Genomic DNA, 16,770 nt, shown 5'->3' on the forward strand with positions numbered 1-16,770 from the left:
GCGCCGGCCGGACCGCCAGGCTCAGCCCCGCTCGGGGGCGCTGATCTCCCGCAGCTGGCCGTCGGCCAGCCGCAACCAGCGCTGCACGCCGATCTCGGCGAGGAACCGTTCGTCGTGGCTGACCACCACGAACGCCCCCTGGTACGCCGACAGCGCGCTCTCCAACTGACCCACGCTGACGAGGTCCAGGTTGTTCGTCGGCTCGTCGAGCAGCAGCAGTTGGGGCGCCGGTTCGGCGCAGAGCACACACGCCAGGGTGGCGCGCAGCCGTTCACCGCCGGAGAGCACCCCGACGGGCAGGTTCACCCGGGCGCCCCGGAACAGGAACCGGGCCAGCAGGTTCATCCGCTTGGCGTCCGGCAGGTTCGGCGCGTACGCGGCGAAGTTCTCCGCGACCGTGCGGGAGAGGTCCAGCAGGTCCAGCCGTTGCGACAGGTACGCGATCCGCCCGTCGCCGCGCTTCAGCTCACCGCCGGACGGCTGCAGGTCACCCTGGACCAGGCGCAGCAGGGTCGACTTGCCGACGCCGTTCGCCCCGGTGAGCGCGATCCGCTCCGGACCCCGGATCACCAGGTCGGCGCCGTCGCCGCCGAACAGCTCCCGGTCGTCGAAGCGGGCCCGCATCCCGTGGCCGGAGAAGACGGTGCGCCCGCCCGGAACTGTGGTGTCCGGCAGGTCAACGACGATCCGGTCCTCGTCGCGTACCGCCCGGCCGGCCTCGTCGAGTCGAGCCTTGGCCTGACCGAGCCGGGACGAGTGGGTTTCCTGCGCCCTGCCCGCCGACTCCTGCGCGCTGCGCTTCAACCCGCCGGCGACGATCCGGGCCAGGCCGGCGTTCTTCAGGTTCTTCGAGGCGTTGCTGGCCCGCCGGTCGGCCCGCTCCCGGGCCTGCTGCATCTCCCGCTTCTCCCGCTTGACCTCCTGCTCGGCGTTGCGCAGGTTGCTCTCGGCCACCTCCCGCGCCGCCTGCACCGCCTCGGTGTACGCGGTGAAGTTGCCCCCGTACCAGCGGATCTCGCCCTGGTCCAGCTCGGCGATGCGGTCCATCCGGTCCAGTAGCTCCCGGTCGTGGCTGACCAGCAGCAGGCACCCGGACCAGTCGGTCAGCACGTCGTAGAGCTTGTGCCGGGCCTCCAGGTCCAGGTTGTTCGTCGGCTCGTCGAGCAGCAGCACGTCCGGGCGGCGCAGCAGTTGGGCCGCCAGACCGAGGGAGACCACCTGGCCTCCGCTGAGGGTGTGCAGCCGCCGGTCGAGTTCCAGGTCACCGAGGCCGAGCCGGTCCAGCTCGGCGCGGGTGCGTTCCTCGATGTCCCAGTCGTCGCCGATGGTGGCGAAGTGCTCCTCGCTGGCATCGCCGGTCTCGATGGCGTGCAACGCCGCGATTCGCTCGGCCACGCCCAGCACCTGCGCCACGCTCAGGTCGCCGACCAGCGGCAGCGTCTGCGGAAGGTAGCCGAGCACCCCGTCGACGGTGACGCTGCCGCCGCTGGGCCGCAGCTCCCCGGCGATCAGCCGCAGCAGAGTGCTCTTGCCGGCGCCGTTGGGCGCGACCAGGCCGGTGCGACCGCCCGGCACGGTGAAGGACAGCTCCGAGAAGACCGGGGTGTCGTCCGGCCAGGAGAAGGACAGATTCGAGCAGACGATGAAAGCATCAGACATGCGAGTGACCTCAAAGGGTGGGGTGGGCGCGCCTCAGCCGCCCGACGACAACGGGAACCGGTGGAACGACGTCATGGCCACGGCGGCTGCGCCTACGCGCGCCGAACCGATGGCCGAACATGTCCGGTCTCACCCGGAGATGTCGTCGTCACCCGCCATGTCTGGTCTCCCTGGTCGTACCGCTAACCCAACTCCGCCGAGTCTAACAACGGATCTTCGCCCCGCCACCACAATAGGGCGCAGCGCTCCGTGTATAGCTCAGGCTATAGTTGTTCCATGTCTCATGAGCCGCCACGTCGCTGGGCGATCAAGACGACAACGGATGTCCGCGACTGGTTGCGATCCCTGCGGGAGACCGACCCCGCGACGTACCGGTCCGTCAACGTAGCGATCGACATGCTTGCCGATAGCGGTCCGGGCCTGGGGCGTCCACTGGTTGACACCCTCAGGGGTTCGACCATCAGCAATCTCAAAGAACTCCGACCGAGATCCGGAAGGGACGTCGCCGTTCGGGTGTTGTTCGTCTTCGATCCCTGGTCCCAGGCCGTGCTGCTGGTAGCCGGAAACAAGGCAGGCGATTGGAATCGATGGTACGACAAGGCGATTCCAGTGGCCGAGATTGCGTATGAGGGCTGGCTTGCCTTCGAGAGGAAACGGAGGGAGGGCTGATGAGCGACTTCCACGACTGGAACGACATTCGGGCTGAGCTGCACGACGGGGACGATGAAGCACTCGACGTAGAACGTGCCCGTACCGAGGCGTGGATCAGCGCCTTCCATCTTGCCGAAGAGCGGAAGCGGTTGGGCCTGACCCAGCGGCAGGTGGCCGAGCTGATGGGTGTCACGCCCGGTCGGGTCAGCCAGATCGAGAACGGTGATCTGGAGGCCAACGAGGTCGCGACGCTGAGCCGATATGCACGAGCGCTCGGCGCCCGGATGCGGATCATCTTCGACTACGGCGACGACCTCCGTCAGATCGCCTGACCTGCTTGGCGTGGTGGCGGCCCCGCCCCCGTTACGTTCGTCGATCTTGCAATTGCTGTTGTTGAGATGTCGCTGTTGCGGCCAATAGTCCCCACAGAAAGTGCAAGATCGACGCGGTGGCGCGTCAGCGGGGGCGGTACTCGACCTCGGGGCGGCCGGGGGTGCCGTAGCGGGGGGTGCGGGCGGCGCGGTCGACAGTCACCAGGTACTCCAGGTAGCGACGGGCGGTCACCCGGGAGATGCCGGTCAGCGCGCTCACCTCGGTCGCCGACAGACCGACCTCCGCGCGGGAGCCGTCGGTGAGCGCGGCGCGTACCCGATCGAGGGTCTGCGCGTCGAGCCCCTTGGGCAGGCTGTGCCCGGCGGTGCCGCGCAGGGTGGCGAACATCTGGTCGACCTCGTGCTGGGCGGCGACCTCGCCGTCGGCGAGCGCCTGGGCGCGGTAGTCGGCGTACCGCTCCAGCTTGTCGCGGAACGCGGCGAACGTGAACGGCTTGAGCAGGTAGTGGGTCACCCCGAGGGACACGGCGGTGCGTACCACCGCCAGGTCCCGCGCGGAGGTCACCGCGAGCACGTCGACGCTGCTGCCGGCCGCGCGCAGCGCCCGGCAGACGTCCAGGCCGTGCAGGTCGGGCAGCCGAAAATCAAGGAGTACGAGGTCCACGTCGCCGCCGTCGTTGGCGCGCAGGGCCGCCATCGCCGCCCGCGCGGTGTGCGCCACCCCGACCACCACGAAACCGGGAACCCGTTCGGTGTACGCGCTGTGCGCCTCGGCCAGCAGCGGCTCGTCCTCGACGACCAGCACCCGGATGTCGCTCATCGGCGTGCCCCGACGACCGGTAGTCGGACGGTGAACAGGCTGCCGCCGTCGTCCGAGCGACAGACCTCGGCGTTACCGCCGTGCCGGCGCACCACCTGCCCGACCAGTGCCAGGCCGAGGCCGCGGCCGGTGCTCTTGGTGGACCAGCCGCGCCGGAACGCGTCGGCGACCCGCTCCGGTGCCAGCCCGGGGCCGCTGTCGGCGACCCGGACCACCAGTTCGTCGTCGGCCGTACCGACGAAGACCCGCACCCGGCGCGGCGGCGGCGTGCCGGCGACCGCCTCCAGGGCGTTGTCGACCAGGTTGCCGACCACTGTGAGCAGGTCACCGGTGGGCAGTGGGCTGTCGTCGAGGCGGCAGTCCGGCTCGATGACCAGGTCCACCCCGCGCTCGCCGGCCTGTGCGGACTTGCCGAGCAGCAGGGCGGCCAACGCCGGCTCGGTCACCGCGCCGACCACCCGGTCGGTCAGTTGCTGGGCGAGGGCCAGGTCCCGGGTGCCGAGCCGGACGGCGTCGTCGGCGCGGCCCAGCTCCACCAGGGTCAGCACTGTGTGCAGCCGGTTGGCCGACTCGTGGGTCTGCGCCTGCAACGCCTCGGTCAGCGCCCGCACCGAATCCAGCTCGCTGGCCAGCGTGCGCAACTCGGTCTGGTCGCGCAGGGTCAGCACGGTGCCGAGCACCGCGCCCTCGAAGCGGGTGGTCCGCTGGTTGGCGACGAGCACCCGGTCGCCGGCGAGGATCGGCTCGTCACGGGCGTCACGCCCGGAGTCGAGCAGCTCGGCCACCGCGGGCGGCAGGTCGATCCCGGCCACCGGCTGGTCGATCACCGGCGCGTCCGCGTCGAGCCCCAACAGCCGGCGGCCCTCGTCGTTGACGAGCGCCACCCGACGATCGGTGGTCAGCACGACGAGACCTTCGCGCACCGAGTGCAGAACGGCGTCGTAGTACTCGTACATCCGGGTCATCTGCGCCGGCCCCAGGCCGTGCGTCTGGCGGCGGAGCCGGCGGCTGAGCAGCCAGGAGCCCATCGCGGCGAGCGCCAGAGCCGGCGCGGCCACACCGAAGAGCACCGGCAACTGGCCGAGCAACTTACGGTCGATCGCACGGGTGGTGATGCCCACCGAGACCAGACCGACGAGGCGCCGCTGCTCGTCGTACACCGGAACGACAGCGCGCACCGACTCGCCGAGCGTGCCGACGTTTGTGGTGGTGAACGGGCGGCCGGCCAGCGCCGGCCCGATCTCGCCGACGAACGGCTCGCCGATCCGTTCCCTGGTGGGGTGCGAGAAACGGGTGCGGTCGGGGGCCATCACCACCACGAAGTCGATGCCCGTGGCCTTCCGGATCGATTCGGCGTACGGCTGGAGGACCCTCGCGGGGTCGGTGGTGGCGAGGGCCGCGCGGACGTCGGGGGAGCCGGCCACGGTCTGCGCCACCGCGAGCACCTCCTCCTGCGCGGCCTGACGCGCGTCGCTGCGGGCCAGCCAGACGGCGCCCGCCGCGCCGGCCAGCACGAGCAGCGTCACCACCATCGCCTGGAGGGCGAAGAGTTGCCCCGCGATGCTCCACTGGCGTCGGGCCACCTCCACCACCTCCTTGTCACGCCACCGTTGACGCCGTCGCGGTGAACAGAATGACCGCAAGGCTGTCAACGGGTGAGACGCGCTTCACATTGTCGACATGGACACCACCGCACCCGACCCCACCCCGGCACCGGCGGTCCGCCGGGACCGTACCCGTTACCTGTATCTGGCCGTCATCGTGGCCGTGGTCGCCGGCATCGTGGTCGGCCTGGTCGCCCCCGATTTCGGCAAGGAACTCAAGCCGATCGGCACCGGCTTCGTCAACCTGATCAAGATGATGATCAGCCCGGTCATCTTTTGTACCATCGTGCTCGGCGTCGGCTCCGTGCGGCAGGCCGCGAAGGTCGGCAAGGTCGGCGGCCTGGCCCTCGGCTACTTCCTGACCATGTCGACTGTCGCGCTCGCCATCGGCCTGGTCGTCGGCAACCTCATCCACCCCGGCTCCGGCCTGAACCTCGGCCCGGAGCTCGCCGGCTCTGGCAAGGCCGCCGCCGGTGACGAGGCCGCCGGTACGGCGGACTTCCTGCTCGGGATCATCCCGACGACGCTGCTCTCCTCGCTGACCGAGGGCAAGGTGCTCCAGACGCTGCTGGTCGCCCTGCTTGTCGGCTTCGCCGTCCAGGCCATGGGCCGGCGGGGTGAGCCGGTTCTCAGCGCGATCACCGTCATCCAGCGGGTCGTCTTCAAGGTCCTCGCCATGATCATGTGGCTGGCGCCGATCGGCGCGTTCGGCGCGATGGCCGCCGTGGTCGGCGCGACCGGCGTGGACGCCCTCAAGAGCCTCGCCCAGATCATGGTGGGCTTCTACGCCACCTGTCTGATCTTCGTGCTGGTCTTCCTGGGCGCGCTGTTGTGGTTCGTGGCCCGGGTCTCGATCTTCTCGCTGCTGCGTTACCTGGGCCGGGAGTTCCTGCTGATCCTGTCCACCTCGTCGTCGGAGTCGGCGCTGCCGCGGTTGATCGCCAAGATGGAGCACTTCGGCGTGAGCAGGCCGGTCGTCGGCATCACGGTGCCGACCGGCTACTCGTTCAACCTGGACGGTACGGCGATCTACCTGACCATGGCGTCGCTGTTCATCGCCGACGCGCTGGGCAAACCGCTGGCCATCGGCGAGCAGATCTCGCTGCTGCTGTTCATGATCATCGCCTCGAAGGGCGCCGCCGGGGTCACCGGCGCGGGGCTGGCCACGCTGGCCGGCGGCCTCCAGTCACACCGGCCGGACCTCGTCGACGGGGTCGGGCTGATCGTCGGCATCGACCGGTTCATGTCGGAGGCTCGGGCGCTGACCAACTTCGCCGGCAACGCGGTGGCGACAGTACTGGTGGGGACCTGGACCGGAGAGTTCGACAGGGATCGGGCGGCTGCGGTGCTGAGCGGCAACGACCCGTTCGACGAGGCCACCATGGTCGACGAGCACGACGACGACGAGGCGGCGACGCCGCGCGCAGACGAGAAGGAGGCCGCGCCGGCCGGAGTGCCGGCCTGATCCACGGCGTGGCCGGGGTCGCGGCGGCCGGGTGCCGCCGCGACCCTCGACCGCGAGGTGTCAGCGTCGGCGTGCACGCCACATCGTGTGTTCCCTGGAGATCGCCGTCTCGGTGTCATTCACGAACCGCGACAACTCGGCTTCCGAGCTGATCCGGGTGGCGAGGGACCCGATGGCGGCAAGCTCCTGACTTGCCAGGGCATAGGCGGTGGCCACCCCGGAGTGTTGCCGCGTCTGCGTCCACGCCGCGCCGGCCGCGACCGCCGCGGCGGCCACTCCGAGCAGGTCGAGGTCGGTCAGCCCGGCAGCCCTCGACACGGCCAGGGTCACCCCGGCTATCTCCAGCACGAGCATGCCGACCGACCAGCGGGTCGCCCGCGCCCGATTCGACAGCGATCGCTCGGCGTACCAGGCTCGCTGGGCCTCCAGGCGGCCGGTCAGGTACGCGGCGCGGCGGTCCGCAAGGGAGGCCGCCCGTAGTTTCCGCATTCCTTCCGTGATTTGTTGCCCGGCCACCGCTGGGGCGGCCAACCCGGCGGCCGACATGTCCCGGGTCAGACCCAACAGCCGGTTGGTGAATTCCTCGACGCTTTCCAACTCGCTCCGCGATCGGGGAAAAGGATCCGCCGCCATGGTGAATCGCCACGTGAGCGACTTGATGGATTCGGAGAGGGCTCTGCCGACGTACCACCGTTCGTCGGGGCGATTGGTAAGGAGGAAGACCTCGACGATCGAGGTGGCGGCGAAGGCGCCCGCCGCGAGCGCCGGGCCCAGGGCAAAATTGTCGAGCTTCCAGGTGGCGACCCCCGCGACGGCGGCCACCAGGAGCAGGGACAGCCGCAGCGCGATCAGGGTTGCGTACACGTGTTGGCCGCGTTGCGACTCGTAGGACACGGCGCGCTGAAACGGGGGAAGATCCTCGGCCTTCAGCATGTCGTTGACCTCTCGACAGAACGTCCAGGGTGTCGGCGGGGTGAGCAGTCGGTACGCAGGCTGTGTAGACAGTAGACGCCCCCGTCCACCCCAACCGCCCGCAACGACCCCACCCCACCCCCACCCCGGCCGGCGGTGATCAAGAGGTTTGCGTCACGACACGCCGCGGCGGATGACGCAAAGCTCTTGATCATCCGTGGGCGCGGTGGGGCGCGCGGGGCTACGGCGTGGTGGTCTTGTCGCAGGGGGTGCCGATGCCGACGTTGACGCGGTCGGTTTGGCCGTTCGACGTCACGATCAGTGGTACGCAGGCGGCCCGCGCGACCCAGGTGCCGCCGACGAAGGCCATCCACTGGGCCTGCCCACCCTCAGGCGTGCAGGCGTGCACCGTGGCGGTCGCCCCGGGCGTGCCGGTGCGGCCCCATCCGAGCCGGGCCTTGTCCTGCCAGCCCGGTGCCACCCGCAGGTCGACGACGCGGCCGGCGCGGACGACGAGCCCCCATTTGGCGAACAGTCGCGCCGCCGGATCGACCTCCCCGGATGTCTCTGCCGACAGCACGGGGGCGTCGGGCACCGCCACGTCTTTCCCCACCAACCGGTAGCCCGCCGGCGGTGCCGGCAGCGTGTCGACTGACGGCGTGCAGGGCAGCACCCCAACGCTGGCGCCCGTCGACGGCGCCGCGCTGTTGGCCGGCGGCGTGGTGCGCTGGCGCGAGTCACCTGCCGACGTGCAGGCGGACAGGACCACCGCCAGGCACAGGAAGCCACACCAGGCCGTGGCGCGGCCGGTCCGGCGTTCTGCGGAATTCGAATTCATTCGATATTCATAGCAGGTTACCGATATACGCGTTGGTAACATCGCGGTGGGCGACAGTGCTCGTGCCGATAGTGGAGTTATGTCTAAATGAACGATCGGTAAGCAGTCGATCTTGCGTGTGACAAATCCAACTGTCGCTTTTCCAGCGGCCACAGAAATTGGGCGCGTAAAGCACGGCGGGTACCTTCCTGTCGTGCCAGACGCCTCTCGACAGTTGATTGCCGATCGCTATCGGCTGGTCCGTCCGCTCGGTCAGGGCGGGATGGGCCGCGTGTGGCAGGCCCGCGACGAGATGCTCCAGCGCGACGTCGCCATAAAGGAGTTGGTGGCGCCGCCCGGCCTGCGCGACGACGAACGCCGGGAGATGCGCGAACGGTCCATGCGCGAGGCGCGGGCCGTCGCCCGCCTGGGCCACCCCAATGTGGTACGCGTCTTCGACGTGCTGCACGCGGGCGGCGACCCCTGGATCGTGATGGAGCTCGTGCCGTCCCGGTCCCTGCATCAGGTGCTCGAAGCCGAGGGGTCGATGCCGGCGGACCGCGCTGCACGGATCGGGCTGGACATTCTGGGTGCGCTGCGCGCCGCACACCAGGCCGGCGTGCTGCACCGGGACGTCAAGCCGGCCAACGTGCTGCTCGGCGACGACGGCAGAGTGGTGCTTACCGACTTCGGTCTGGCCACCCTCCCCGGCGACCCACGGATGACGCAGACCGGGATGGTGCTCGGCTCGCCGGCGTTCCTCGCGCCCGAGCGGGCCACCGACGGCGACGTGGGGCCGGCGGCCGACCTGTGGTCGCTCGGCGCCACCCTCTACGCGGCGGTCGAGGGACGTACCCCGTACCACCGCTCGTCTCCGATCGCCACGCTGGCAGCCCTCGCCACCGAGCCGCCACCGCCGGCGCAACGAGCCGGTCGGCTGACCCCGCTCCTGGAAGGACTGCTGCGCCGCGAGCCGGATCAGCGGATCAGCGCCGATGAGGCGGATCGTCTCCTGCGGCAGGCCGCCACCCCGGACGTGCCAGCCGCCGAGGTGAGCACCACAGACGGCGGGCCGCTAACCCGGCTCACCGCCACGACGACCACCGCCCCCGCCGGCGACGGGCCCTGTCCGACGATCGTGCCCGAGTTCGTCACCGCCGAGCCCGGTCCGCCCACGTCGCCGACTGTCCCCACGTCGCCGACTGTCCCCGCTGGGCCGGGGTCCGGGGCGGGCCGCAAGCGTCGGGCTCGTCTGATCGGGTCGATCGGGGCCGCCGCGCTGCTCGTCGTCCTGCTGGCGACCACGTCCCTGCTTGAAGGCGGGCTGTTCGGTGGCGCGGGTGACGGTGGAGTGGCGGCGCCGGCAGTGAACCCGTCGCCGATAGCCGAGACGCCGGTGTCCAGGGTGCTGCCACCGGCGCCCGCGGGCTGGCGCTACTACCGTGACGATCCCCGCTTCCTCGTACCGGTGCCGGACGGCTGGCAGGCGCGGCGCGACGGTGAGCGCGCCGCGTTCCGCGAGCCGGACGGCAGTCGCGTGCTCGTCGTCGACGAGCTTCGGTCCATCCCAGCGGACCTGGTCGCCGAGTTGCGGGAGCGAGAGGGTGCGCAGCGCGGGCAGTACGCCGACTACCGGCAGGTCCGCCTCGACGCGCTGCGCTACCAGTTGCGGGCCGCCGAGTGGGAGTGGACGTACACCGACGAGGACGGCACGCCGATGCACATGCTGAGCCGTGCCTTCGTCGGCCACAACGGGCACGCGTACTCGATCGACTGGACCACCTCCGCCGCCGAATGGTCCGCGAGCGCCGCCGTCTTCGCGCTGATCGCTGATGGTTTCCAGGGCCTGCCGGTCGTGGGTGTCCCGCCGTCCCGACCCGCTGGACCGCCATCATCAGCGAGCGCGGGGCCGCCGTCGCCCGGGACGGGCAGCGGCACGACGATCGGCCCGGGAAATGCGACGCAGCAGCCGGCTGCCCCGCCGCCGCCGTCCCCCACGCAGGGCGGCACGCCCGCCGGCAAGCAGATCTCCAGCTTCGCCAGTGACCGCTGCATCGACATCCCGGACGGCAACGCTGTCGCCGGCGCGCGGCTGCAGATCTGGGACTGTCGGCGGACCGCGAAGCAGCTGTGGACCTTCCCGGCGGATGGCACGGTCCGTTCGATGGGCAAGTGCCTGGATGTCGCCGGCCACTCCACCGAGGACGGTGCTGCCGTCCAACTGGCCGACTGTTCCGGCGCGGCATCGCAGAGGTTCACCCTCAACAAGGCGTACGACCTGGTGAACACCAGGGCGGACAGGTGCGTCGACGTGCTCGACTCGAACCCGAACAACGGCGCCCGGCTGCAGATCTGGCAGTGCAACGGCAACGCCAACCAGAAGTGGCGGGCCAACTGAGCGCTGACGGCAGGGGCTGCGGTGGTTACGGTCGTGGATGCCGAGGTTTCCCGACCGTTCGAGGAGTGATCACATGCCCCCCTCTCCGTCCCGGCTCTTCGCCGAGCTAGCGACGGCCGAACCACCGGCCGAGACCAGAGTGGTCATGCGACGTGCGGTGGTGCTCGGCGGCAGCATGGCCGGGTTGCTGGCGGCCCGGGTGTTGAGCGACCACGCCGAGGAAGTGCTGATCATCGAACGGGACCCGTCCGATGTCGACGCCGGGCCCCGCCCGGGTGTGCCCCAGGGCAGTCAGGTGCACGCGCTGCTGCCCGCCGGTCAGGTCCAGTTGGAGCGCTGGTTCCCCGGCATCGCCGACGAGGCGCTCGCGCTCGGCGCCCCGCCGCCGCCACGCGACCCGAGCACGGCGAAGGTCTTCGTGAACGGCATGTTGGGTCTGCCGCCCGCGCCGACCGGCACCGGGCCTGCGCTGATCACGACGCGTCCGTTCCTGGAGGCGCTGGTCCGGCGGCGCACCCTCGCCGTCGACAACATCCGGATGGTGTACGGCCGGGCGGAGGGCCTGCTCTTCGACGAACGGCGGGTCACCGGCGTCCGGTACCTGCCCGAGGGGGGCACCGAGCCCGTCGTCGAAGCGGCCGACCTGGTGGTCGACGCGATGGGGCGGTCCAGCCGGTTGAGCGACTGGCTGGCCGAGCACGGCTGGCCGCGCCCGCCGATGCACCGCATGCCGATCAAACTGAACTACGCCACGGCCCTCTTCACGCGCGACGAGAAGGTCAGCGACGCCTGGGTGGCGGTCTTCCACACCATGGCGGGCAAGGGGCGCACCGCCCGGATCGGTGGGATCAACTCGGTCGAGGGGGACCGCTGGATCATGCTGGTGGCCGGCTACGACGGGGACCGACCCAGCCGCGACGTCGCCGACTTCACCGCCCGCTGCCGGGAGCACTACCCGCAGATGTTCGGTGACATCGCCGAACACGGGGAGATGCTCGGTGGGGTGGTCACGTACCACCAGGCGGACAGCCGGCGCCGCGACTTCCACAAGCTCGACCGGCTGCCCGCCGGGCTGGTCGCCGCCGGTGACGCGGTCGCGTCCTTCAACCCGGTGTACGGCCAGGGCATGACCTCCGCGACGCTGCACGCCTCCTGCCTGTCGAAGTACCTGCGCTCCGGTCCGAAGCCGCACGACGAGCCCGCACGGGCGTACTTCGACCAGGTTCGGGTGGTGGTCGACGCCGCCTGGCAGATCTCCACCACCGCCGACATCGAGCTGCCGCACGTCGACGGGCCCTACCCGCCCGGTTACAAGGTCACCAAGTGGTTCGGGGATCTGCTCTTCCGGGCGTCGCTGACCGATCCGGTGCTCAACGCACGGCTGGGTCGGGTCACCACCATGCTCGACCACCCGGCCGCCCTGAGCCGTCCCGGCACCCTGTTCCGGGCCCTCCGACTCGGTCTGCTCGGCAGCGCCCGACGGTGATTCGTCGCCAAACCCGCCGCCCCCGCCGAGGCGCGGTGGAGAATGGTGGGCCGGGGAGGGGTGCTGCGACGAACCCGGGGGAGCGGTCGTGCTCGGAACCAGCCTCCTTGGCCGGCTTCGCCGCCGTGACCCAGGTGACGCCATCCTGCGACGCGCGGCCCGACTGACGCTCGTCGCGTCCGTCGTTTTCTACGGCTGCCGGTACGGGGCGGGCAACTCGACGCTCGCCACCTACGGGCTGTTCGGCACGATCGCCGCCGGGTCGTTCGCGCAGCTGCCCGGCCCGGCGCCGCAACGGGCGCGGATCCTCGTGTTGTCGTTGCCGGCGGTGTGGGCGCTGATCGCGGTGGGCTCACTGGTGGCGTGGAGCACGTGGGCGGCCGCCGGCGGCATGCTGGTCGTCGGGTTCGTGGTGGCGTTCGCCGGGGTCGGGAACCCACGCCTGGTGGGGTTGGCCAGCGCGTTCCAGCTCTTCTACATCCTGGCGTCGTTCCCGCCGTACCAGCCGGGCACCCTGCCGGAACGACTCGGCGGGGTGACGCTCGCCGTCGTGCTGCTCGCCGCCGCCGAGGTGTTCGTCTGGCCCGACCCGGTGCCGGTCTCCTACCGGCAGCGCCTCGCCGAGGCGGCGGACGGCGTCGCCGCCTTCCTCGACGCCGCCGCCGACAGGTTGACCGACCCGCACGCCGCCGCTGGTGATCGGGACACGCGGCGCGGGCGGGCGTACGACGTGGTGGCGGCGATCGAGCTGAACCGCAGCCCTCCGGCGTGGGCGCCCTCCGCGGCGGGCGTTCAGGACCGGGCGTTGCGGATCTGCGCCGCCGCGTTACGGGAGGTGCTCGCCGAGGCGGACCGGTTGGCGGCGGACGCCCCGCCGGAGCCGATCCCGGACCTGGCGGCGGCCCGTCTGCTGCGCTCGTGCGCGGACACCACCCGCGCCGCCGGCCGGAGCCTGTCGCCGGGGGCCCCGGCGGTAGCCCCCGCCGACCTGGACGTGGCGGTCGGACGAGCCGAGGCGGCGTACCCCGTGGGAGAGGGCCGGGTCCGCGACGCGCCGGACGTACCCCGGTTGTGTCGGGACGCGACAGCGCTGGCCCTCGCGGACCAGGTGCGGGTCTTCGCCGTCGGTTCCCGGGTGGCCACCGGGGTGCGGCTCGACGAGGACGCCTCCTCGGGGCTGTTCGAGTACACCCGGCGCAGCCCGTGGACGCTGTACTGGTGGCAGTTCCGCTCCCACCTGGCGCCGCGCTCGGCCCACCTGCACAACTCGCTGCGGCTGGCCGTGGCGCTCGCCATCGCCCGGGTCGCCGCCGGAGTGTTGCAGCTGACCCATGGCTTCTGGGTCCTGCTGGCCACCCTCACGGTCCTGCGCACCTCGGCCTCCGACACCCGCACCGCGCTGCGGCCGGCCGTGCTGGGCACCATCATCGGCGCGGTGGTCAGCGGCGGGGTGATGCTCGTCGTCGACGAGCCGATCGTGTACGCCATCGTCCTGCCGATCACCCTGCTGCTGGCCTTCGGCGTCGGTCGCCTACTCGGGCCGGTGTGGCAGCAGGCGCTGTTCACCGTGCTGCTGACTGTCGTCTTCGCCCAGCTGAGCCCGCCAGGGTGGCGGCTCGCCGAGGCCCGCCTCGTCGACGTGCTGCTCGGAGCGGTGATCGGCGTCCTCGCCGGGGTGGCGATGTGGCCGCGCGGCGCGGGCCACGACCTGCGGCACAACGCCACCCGATACCTGAAGGCCAGCGCGGACGCCGTCGACCAGACCGTCCAGGCGGTGCTCGGCGACGCTCCGCCACCCGAGGGCGCCCTCAACCGTGTCCGTCGGCGGATGGTCCTGATCGACTCGTCGTACTGCCAGTACCACTCGGAGCGGCACGATCCGCACCGTCAGCAGGTGAACTGGGATGCCGTCCTGAGCACCGGGCACCACGTCGTGCCGGGCGCGGAGTCGCTGCTGCGACGCAACCCGCCCGGTTGCCTCGCCGGTTGGCCCGAGGCGGCGGCGCTGCTGCGGGACACCGCCGGGCGCCTGCGGTCGGCGTACGACGCCCTCGCCGACGAGGTCGCCCACGGCCGGACATCGCCCCGGACGCTGGTCTCGAGCACCTGCGTCGACCAGTTGGACCGCGTCCGTCCGCTCCTCGGCGAGGCCGACCATCAGGCGGTCCGGCACCTGGTGGAGGTCGACAGGTGGCTCGCCGGCCTCGCCGACAGTCTCGCTCGCGCCCGCCCACCCGTTGCCGACGAGTCGGTCGGGCACCGCCGATAGCCGTGACGCCTGTGTTGCCCAGCATCGATGTGACCGATCCGGTGCCCCAACCAGTCAACACATGTGGAAGCCCACCGGGGCACGGGAGGAAACATGGATCAGAACCTACGGGTGCTCTTCGACCGCGCTGTCGCCGACGAGCCCGAACTACCTCTTGTCGACCTGGTCGGTGATGCGGTGGCCGCTGGCGCCGGCCTGCGTCGACGCCGACAACGGCTGGTGGCGACAGGTGTTGCCGCCGTGGTCGCCGTCGCGGTGGTGGGGGCGGTGAACGTGGCGACACCGCCGCACCGATCAGCGCCGCCACCAACGGTGTCGGCGGCGTTCGGCATGCTCGTGAACAGGGCATGCCAGGCCCCCGCTGACGAGACCGCGACCGACGCCGCGGTCTACCTTGCTCCCGAGATCACCGACCAGCAGCGCGGTGTGGTCAACCGCGCGCTGGACGCGGACCCGGCGGTCGGGACCGTGGTGTTCCAGAGCCGCGAAGAGGCGCTGAGGAAGTTCAAGAAGGTGTACGCGGACACACCCGAACTCGTCGACCACATCGTGCCCAGCCAACTGCCGGAGTCATTCCGGATCACGCTCGTGGTACGGACCCAGTTCGCGGAGCTGGCGGAGCGCTTCAAACGCACGCCCGGGGTCGACGAGGTCATCGGCATCGACTGCCCGGCCGGCACCAACGCGTCGGCGGTCGACTGATGGCATCTGCCCGCTGGGGCGCGGCTCGACGACGCGAGCAGACCGCCCAGCAGGCGGAGTTCACCGCTTTCGTCGAGACCACCGCACCGAGACTGCGGCGTACCGCCTACCTGATGTGTCGCGACTGGCACCTCGCCCAGGACCTGACCCAGACCACCTTCGCGAAGATGTACGCGAACTGGGGCCGGGTCCGGCGCACCGCGAACCTCGAGGCGTACAGCCGCCGGGTCCTCATGAACGCCGTCTTCGACCAGAACAAGCGGCGCAGTGCCGCCGAGGTCGTGCTCGCCGAGCTGCCGGAGGTGTCGCCGCAACGGCCCGACGACACCAGGGAGCTGCACATCGCCCTGCTCCAGGCGTTGGCCACCCTGCCGATCCGCGACCAGGCCATCGTGGTGCTCCGGCACTGGGAGGATCAGAGCGTCGAGGCCGTCGCCAGCACCCTCGACGTCTCCGTGTCGGTGGTCAAGATGCAGAACGCCCGCGCGTTGACCAAGCTGCGGGCGTTGCTCGGGCAGGACTTCGTACGAATCTGACAGGCCGCCGGTCGCCGATTGGCCGTGCCCGTCGCGCGCCGCCCGGCCTAACGTCGACGGCATGGAGATCGAGCAGGCGCAGAAGCTGTGGCAGCCGGAGCCGGGCTGGTTGAACACCGCCAGCTACGGGTTGCCGCCGGAGCCGGCGTGGGCGGCGGTGCAGGAGGCCCTCGCCGCCTGGCGGGTTGGTCGTACGTCGTGGGAAGGCTGGGGCGAGTCGACGCAGCGGTCTCGCGTCGCCTTCGCCGGCCTCATCGGGGTGCCGGTCGGTGACGTGGCGGTCGGCGCGGCGGTGTCCCAGCTGCTCGCACCGGTCGCGGCGGCACTGCCGGCCGGTGCCACTGTGGTGGTCCCGGAGGTCGAGTTCACCTCGAACCTCTTCCCCTGGCTGGTGCAGGAGGAACGGGGCGTCAGGGTCCGCACGGTGCCACTGGAGTCGCTGGTCGACGCCATCGACGCTGACACCGACCTGGTCGCGTTCAGCCTGGTCCAGTCGGCCGACGGGGCGGTAGCCGCGTACGACGAGATCGTGGCCGCGGCCCGCGCGCACGACGCGCTGGTGGCGGTGGACGCCACCCAGGCGTGCGGCTGGCTGCCGTTCGACGGCAGCCGGGCCGACGCAGTGGCGGTGGGCGGCTACAAGTGGCTGATGAATCCGCGCGGGACGGGGTACGCCTATCTGGCCCCGGCGTTGCGCGAGCGGCTGCGCCCCGACGCGGCCGGCTGGTACGCGGGTGCCGACCCGCACGCCTCCTACTACGGCCCGCCGCTGCGGTTGGCCGACGACGCTCGCCGGTTCGACATCTCACCGGCCTGGTTCAGCTGGGTCGGGGCGGCGCCCGCACTGGAGGTGGTCGCCGAGATCGGCGTGTCGGCGATCGGGGCGCACAACGTGGCGTTGGCCAACCGGTTCCTGACCGGGCTGGGTCGACCGTCGGGGGAGAGCGCCATCGTCAGCGTGGACGTGCCCGACGCGGAGCAGCGCCTCGCGGCGGCCGGCATCCGGGCGGCGGTGCGCGCCGGACGGGTCCGGGCCTCGTTCCACGTCTACTCCACGGAGGCCGACGTGGATGCCGCGCTGACGGCGTTGACCGGCTGAACCCGCCGTCGAGGACGGCC

14 protein-coding genes are annotated in these 16,770 nt (G+C 71.2%); 9 read left to right on the top strand and 5 right to left on the bottom strand.

Annotated features, from left to right (window positions below; translation table 11 throughout):
• Positions 1–21: 21 nt before the first annotated feature.
• Positions 22–1,659, bottom strand: coding sequence for a ribosomal protection-like ABC-F family protein (gene abc-f, locus IW249_RS20515; RefSeq protein WP_196922254.1), 1,638 nt, complete (start codon positions 1,657–1,659; stop codon positions 22–24).
• Between the two features lie 276 nt (positions 1,660–1,935).
• On the opposite strand from abc-f, the gene IW249_RS20520 reads away from it, so the two are divergent.
• Positions 1,936–2,328, top strand: a complete 393-nt coding sequence (locus tag IW249_RS20520) for a type II toxin-antitoxin system RelE/ParE family toxin (RefSeq protein ID WP_196922255.1) — start codon at positions 1,936–1,938, stop codon at positions 2,326–2,328.
• The gene (locus IW249_RS20525; RefSeq protein WP_196922256.1) at positions 2,328–2,642 is read left to right on the top strand and encodes a transcriptional regulator; all 315 of its coding nucleotides are present in this window, start codon (positions 2,328–2,330) and stop codon (positions 2,640–2,642) included. Before IW249_RS20520 ends, IW249_RS20525 begins: the two co-directional genes overlap by 1 nt.
• Positions 2,643–2,766: 124 nt before the next feature.
• On the opposite strand, the gene IW249_RS20530 is transcribed toward IW249_RS20525, so the two are convergent.
• On the bottom strand, positions 2,767–3,462 hold the full coding sequence (locus IW249_RS20530; protein ID WP_196922257.1) for a response regulator: 696 nt from the start codon (positions 3,460–3,462) through the stop codon (positions 2,767–2,769).
• Positions 3,459–5,045: an ATP-binding protein gene (locus IW249_RS20535; RefSeq protein WP_196922258.1), complete on the bottom strand. Its 1,587-nt coding sequence runs from the start codon at positions 5,043–5,045 to the stop codon at positions 3,459–3,461. The genes IW249_RS20530 and IW249_RS20535 overlap by 4 nt, the downstream gene beginning before the upstream one ends.
• 97 nt (positions 5,046–5,142) lie before the next feature.
• On the opposite strand from IW249_RS20535, the gene IW249_RS20540 reads away from it, so the two are divergent.
• The gene (locus IW249_RS20540; RefSeq protein ID WP_196922259.1) at positions 5,143–6,531 is read left to right on the top strand and encodes a cation:dicarboxylate symporter family transporter; all 1,389 of its coding nucleotides are present in this window, start codon (positions 5,143–5,145) and stop codon (positions 6,529–6,531) included.
• A 60-nt stretch (positions 6,532–6,591) separates the two neighbouring features.
• Here the strand turns inward: IW249_RS20540 and IW249_RS20545 are convergent, their stop codons facing one another.
• Both IW249_RS20545 and IW249_RS20550 read right to left on the bottom strand, forming a co-directional pair.
• Entirely contained in the window at positions 6,592–7,464 is an 873-nt protein-coding gene (locus tag IW249_RS20545; RefSeq protein ID WP_196922260.1) for a DUF4231 domain-containing protein, read from the bottom strand.
• 220 nt (positions 7,465–7,684) lie between these two features.
• Entirely contained in the window at positions 7,685–8,281 is a 597-nt protein-coding gene (locus tag IW249_RS20550; RefSeq protein WP_196922261.1) for a hypothetical protein, read from the bottom strand.
• A 193-nt stretch (positions 8,282–8,474) separates the two neighbouring features.
• Here IW249_RS20550 and IW249_RS20555 point away from each other — a divergent pair, with 193 nt between their 5' ends.
• The 6 genes from IW249_RS20555 (at position 8,475) to IW249_RS20580 (ending at position 16,750) form a co-directional block, all read left to right on the top strand.
• Positions 8,475–10,658 carry a protein kinase domain-containing protein gene (locus IW249_RS20555; RefSeq protein ID WP_196922262.1) on the top strand — a complete coding sequence of 728 codons (2,184 nt, stop codon included), beginning with the start codon at positions 8,475–8,477 and terminating at the stop codon, positions 10,656–10,658.
• Between the two features lie 73 nt (positions 10,659–10,731).
• Entirely contained in the window at positions 10,732–12,144 is a 1,413-nt protein-coding gene (locus IW249_RS20560) for an FAD-dependent oxidoreductase (RefSeq protein ID WP_196922263.1), read from the top strand.
• Positions 12,145–12,232: 88 nt separating this feature from the next.
• Positions 12,233–14,413: an FUSC family protein gene (locus IW249_RS20565; RefSeq protein ID WP_196922264.1), complete on the top strand. Its 2,181-nt coding sequence runs from the start codon at positions 12,233–12,235 to the stop codon at positions 14,411–14,413.
• 93 nt (positions 14,414–14,506) lie between these two features.
• Positions 14,507–15,115 (top strand): permease-like cell division protein FtsX, encoded by a 609-nt coding sequence (locus tag IW249_RS20570; protein WP_196922265.1) that lies wholly within the window; start codon positions 14,507–14,509, stop codon positions 15,113–15,115.
• Positions 15,115–15,651 (top strand): SigE family RNA polymerase sigma factor, encoded by a 537-nt coding sequence (locus tag IW249_RS20575; RefSeq protein WP_196922266.1) that lies wholly within the window; start codon positions 15,115–15,117, stop codon positions 15,649–15,651. The genes IW249_RS20570 and IW249_RS20575 overlap by 1 nt, the downstream gene beginning before the upstream one ends.
• A 61-nt stretch (positions 15,652–15,712) precedes the next feature.
• Positions 15,713–16,750, top strand: coding sequence for an aminotransferase class V-fold PLP-dependent enzyme (locus IW249_RS20580; RefSeq protein ID WP_196922267.1), 1,038 nt, complete (start codon positions 15,713–15,715; stop codon positions 16,748–16,750).
• The last annotated feature ends 20 nt before the right edge of the window (positions 16,751–16,770 follow it).

Source organism: Micromonospora vinacea (genome assembly GCF_015751785.1).
Classification (GTDB): Bacteria; Actinomycetota; Actinomycetes; order Mycobacteriales; family Micromonosporaceae; genus Micromonospora; species Micromonospora vinacea.

Bases quoted from the DNA above. Each gene is read 5' to 3' on its own strand.
- IW249_RS20540 (WP_196922259.1), top strand. From the start codon at position 5,143: ATGGACACCACCGCACCCGACCCCACCCCGGCACCGGCGGTCCGCCGG.
- IW249_RS20575 (WP_196922266.1), top strand. From the start codon at position 15,115: ATGGCATCTGCCCGCTGGGGCGCGGCTCGACGACGCGAGCAGACCGCC.
- IW249_RS20530 (WP_196922257.1), bottom strand. From the start codon at position 3,462: ATGAGCGACATCCGGGTGCTGGTCGTCGAGGACGAGCCGCTGCTGGCC.
- IW249_RS20525 (WP_196922256.1), top strand. From the start codon at position 2,328: ATGAGCGACTTCCACGACTGGAACGACATTCGGGCTGAGCTGCACGAC.
- IW249_RS20550 (WP_196922261.1), bottom strand. From the start codon at position 8,281: ATGAATTCGAATTCCGCAGAACGCCGGACCGGCCGCGCCACGGCCTGG.
- IW249_RS20580 (WP_196922267.1), top strand. From the start codon at position 15,713: ATGGAGATCGAGCAGGCGCAGAAGCTGTGGCAGCCGGAGCCGGGCTGG.
- IW249_RS20560 (WP_196922263.1), top strand. From the start codon at position 10,732: ATGCCCCCCTCTCCGTCCCGGCTCTTCGCCGAGCTAGCGACGGCCGAA.
- IW249_RS20570 (WP_196922265.1), top strand. From the start codon at position 14,507: ATGGATCAGAACCTACGGGTGCTCTTCGACCGCGCTGTCGCCGACGAG.
- IW249_RS20520 (WP_196922255.1), top strand. From the start codon at position 1,936: ATGTCTCATGAGCCGCCACGTCGCTGGGCGATCAAGACGACAACGGAT.
- IW249_RS20545 (WP_196922260.1), bottom strand. From the start codon at position 7,464: ATGCTGAAGGCCGAGGATCTTCCCCCGTTTCAGCGCGCCGTGTCCTAC.
- abc-f (WP_196922254.1), bottom strand. From the start codon at position 1,659: ATGTCTGATGCTTTCATCGTCTGCTCGAATCTGTCCTTCTCCTGGCCG.